The 3143-nt window shown below is 73.2% G+C and carries 3 protein-coding genes; 2 read left to right on the top strand and 1 reads right to left on the bottom strand.

Annotated elements, in window-relative coordinates:
• Positions 1 to 137 precede the first annotated feature (137 nt).
• Positions 138 to 764, top strand: coding sequence for an NAD(P)-dependent oxidoreductase (locus ARTHRO9V_RS15145; protein WP_056043366.1), 627 nt, complete (start codon positions 138 to 140; stop codon positions 762 to 764).
• 167 nt (positions 765 to 931) lie between these two features.
• Here the strand turns inward: ARTHRO9V_RS15145 and ARTHRO9V_RS15150 are convergent, their stop codons facing one another.
• The gene (locus tag ARTHRO9V_RS15150) at positions 932 to 1336 is read right to left on the bottom strand and encodes a RidA family protein (protein WP_056043363.1); all 405 of its coding nucleotides are present in this window, start codon (positions 1334 to 1336) and stop codon (positions 932 to 934) included.
• 150 nt (positions 1337 to 1486) lie between these two features.
• Between ARTHRO9V_RS15150 and ARTHRO9V_RS15155 the strand changes: the two genes are divergently transcribed.
• Positions 1487 to 2962, top strand: a complete 1476-nt coding sequence (locus tag ARTHRO9V_RS15155; protein WP_159828883.1) for an alanine racemase — start codon at positions 1487 to 1489, stop codon at positions 2960 to 2962.
• Positions 2963 to 3143: the final 181 nt, after the last annotated feature.

Consider the following 3143-nt stretch of genomic DNA (forward strand, 5'->3'; position numbering starts at 1 on the left):
GACGAGCACCGTCACGTCGTGCCCCGCCGACAGGGCGACCCGCCCTGTTCCGACCCGACCTGCCCCGACCCTGCGCCGACGTTCTCGGCCCGCTCTTGGTCGGACGGTGTTCGCTTCGATGAACGACAGGAGGCGCGATGAAGGTTCTGGTGTTGGGAGCGACCGGGGGCACGGGCTCCCACGTCCTGCGGGTCGCCCTGTCGGCGGGGCACGACGTGACGGTGCTCGTCCGCGATGCCTCGTCCCTCGACGTGACGGAGGGCGTCCGGGTGCTCACCGGGGACGCGACCTCGGCCGAGGACGTCCGCGCCGCCGTCGCCGGCCAGGACGCTGTGCTGAACGCGATCGGCTCGCGGAACATGCGGCACCCGGTGGAGGTCGAGGTCGGGCGGGCCCTGCTGCCGGCGATGCACGACGCGGGCGTCGACCGACTCGTCGTCTGTTCGGCCTTCGGCGTCGGCGAGAGTCAGGCCGACGCGAACACCTTCCAGAAGATGTTCTTCCACACCGTGCTCGGCAAGGTCTACGCCGCCAAGGACGTCGCCGACGCCGAGGTGCGCGAGAGCGGACTCGACTGGACGCTCGTCTACCCGACGCGCCTCACCGACGACCCGGCGACCGGGTCGCTCGCCACGGGGGAGCGGTTGCCCCAGGGGGCGGGCAGCCACGTGACCCGTGCCGACGTGGCGCGTTTCATGCTCGCCCAGCTGACCGACGCGACGTGGTCACGGAAGATCGTGGTCGTGACGGGCGCGACCGACTGACCTGCGCCTCCTGTGGTCGCGCCGCCTGGACGCCGCGCCACCCCGAACACGGGCGTGTCCGGGGTGGGCGGGCGATCGTGCCGACCAGGAAAGTGCGAACTCGCCCGCTGTCGACGAGCGGCAGGGCGGCAGAGCCGCAGGCCGCAGGCCCGGAGAGCCGCAGCGCGTCAGCTGAGGATGGCGAGCGCGTCGATCTCGACGAGCATGGCCTCGTTCGGCAGCTCGACGAAGACCGTCGTGCGGGTGGGGAACACCCCGCTCGGGACGTTCTGCAGCAGGTAGGTCTCGTACGCGGCGTTCATCTCGGCGAAGTCGTCGCGCGTGGTGAGGAACACGCGCAGCGACACGACGTCGTCGAACGTCCCGCCGGCGCCCTCGACGATCGCCTTGACGTTGTCGAGCGTGCGGACGGTCTGCGACGTCAGGTCGCCGGGGTGCAGGTACTCGCTCGTGGCGGGGTCTTGCGGGCCCTGGCCCGACACGCTGAGGAACCCGTTCTTGAGCACGCCCTGCGAGAAGGTCGAGATGGGGGTGGGGGCGCCGCCGGTGCGGACTTCGGTCTTCTCGCTCACAGGTCTGCTCTTCTCTGGTGGATGGTCGGTGGGCCCGACGTGAGGTGTCGCCCGTCGGGGGTGGCTGCAAAACTACCGTCAGGTACCGACACACGGCCTGACCGCAGCACCACTCCGCACACCCCCGAACCGCACCCGTCGGAAGGCACCATGACCACGTCGTCCTCGACCCCGTCCGCCCCCGTCCCCACCAAGGTGGGCTTCGGCCGCGAGCCCCGGCCGGTCCCGCTGATCGACCTCGCGACCCCGCTGCTCACGATCGACCTCGACGCCCTCACCCACAACGTCGAGACCATGGCCGCCTGGTGTCGCGAGGGCGGGGTCGACCTGGCGCCGCACGGCAAGACGACGATGGCGCCCGAGATCTGGCGCCGGCAGCTCGACGCCGGCGCGTGGGGCATCACGCTCGCGACGGCGTTCCAGGTCGCCGTCGCGCGCGAGGCCGGGGTGCCGAACGTCGTCCTGGCGGGCACCGCGTTCGCGCCCGCGACCCTCGCGGCGCTCGCCGCGCCCGGCGTCGACGTGCTCATGTGGGTCGACTCGGTCGAGACGGTGCGCCTCGTCGACGCCGCCCTGGCGCGGGCCGAGGGCGAGCGTCCGCTCGCCGTGCTGGTCGAGTTCGGGTCGCCGCTCGGCCGGACCGGCGCGCGCTCGGTGCGCGAGGCGCTGCTCGTCGCCGAGGCCGTGGCGGCGGCACCGCACCTCGTCCTGGCCGGGGTGGCCGGGTACGAGGGCGCCCTCACGCACGACGTCGACGCGGCCGGCATCGCCGTGGTCGACGACTACCTGCGGGGGCTCCTCGAGGTGCTCGACGGCATCGGTGCGCCGGCCTTCGACCCGTGGCTGTCGAAAGGTCACGACGTGGTGGTGACGGCCGGCGGCAGCGTCTACTTCGACCGTGTCGTCGCCGTGCTCGGCGACCGGCACGACCCCTCGGGTCTGCAGGGGCCGCGCACGCGCGTCGTACTGCGGTCGGGTTCGTACGTCGCCCACGACCACGACCTCTATCGCCGGCTGACCCCGTTCGCCCGCGACACGATGCCGTCGACCCGCCACGCCGTGCCGTCGACCGCAGGAGGCGCGGCCGGCGTCGACGCCGACGTCACGGTCGTCGTCGGCGACGGTTCGGCGGGGTCGCAGGCCGACCGCGAGATGGGCGGGCCGACCGACGGCGAACTCACCGGGTTCGACGGCGCGGCCGAGGGGTTCGACGCCGAACAGGCCGAGGGGTCGACGGCCGAGCCCTCGTTCTTGCCGACGCTCGAGCTCTGGGCGTCCGTGGTGTCCCGTCCCGAGCCCGGTCTCGCCCTGCTCAACGTCGGACGGCGCGACACGTCGGACGACGAGGGGTTCCCGGTGCCGCTCGAGGCGTGGCGTCCGCAGGCGGCCGACCGGCGCCTCCCGGGGGCGCTCGACGGGTCGCACGTGTCGGCCCTCAACGACCAGCACGCCTTCCTGCGGCTCGATCCGTCGTCGGGGCTGCAGGTCGGTGACCTGGTGCGGCTCGGCGTCTCGCACCCCTGCACCACGATCGACAAGTGGAACGAGATCGCCACGGTGCGGGGCTCGGCCGACCGCCGCGGTGTGCCACCCGTCGTCGAGGGCAGCATCACCACGCGGTTCTGACGGAGCCTGCTGTTCTGACGGAGCCTGCTGTGCTGACGGAGCCTGCTGTGCTGACCGGTGCCGACGCTTCCGAGCGGCCGGCGCCCTGACGGCCGGTGCGGCCGACGCGGCCGGTGCCCTACGAGCCCGAGCCCTCGTCGGTGCCGGGGGTGGGCGTCGGCGCGTCCGTGGGAGGGGTGGG

Origin of the sequence: Frigoribacterium sp. 9N, from assembly GCF_902506305.1 — a bacterium.
GTDB lineage: Bacteria > Actinomycetota > Actinomycetes > Actinomycetales > Microbacteriaceae > Frigoribacterium.

Bases quoted from the DNA above. Each gene is read 5' to 3' on its own strand.
- ARTHRO9V_RS15145 (WP_056043366.1), top strand. From the start codon at position 138: ATGAAGGTTCTGGTGTTGGGAGCGACCGGGGGCACGGGCTCCCACGTC.
- ARTHRO9V_RS15155 (WP_159828883.1), top strand. From the start codon at position 1,487: ATGACCACGTCGTCCTCGACCCCGTCCGCCCCCGTCCCCACCAAGGTG.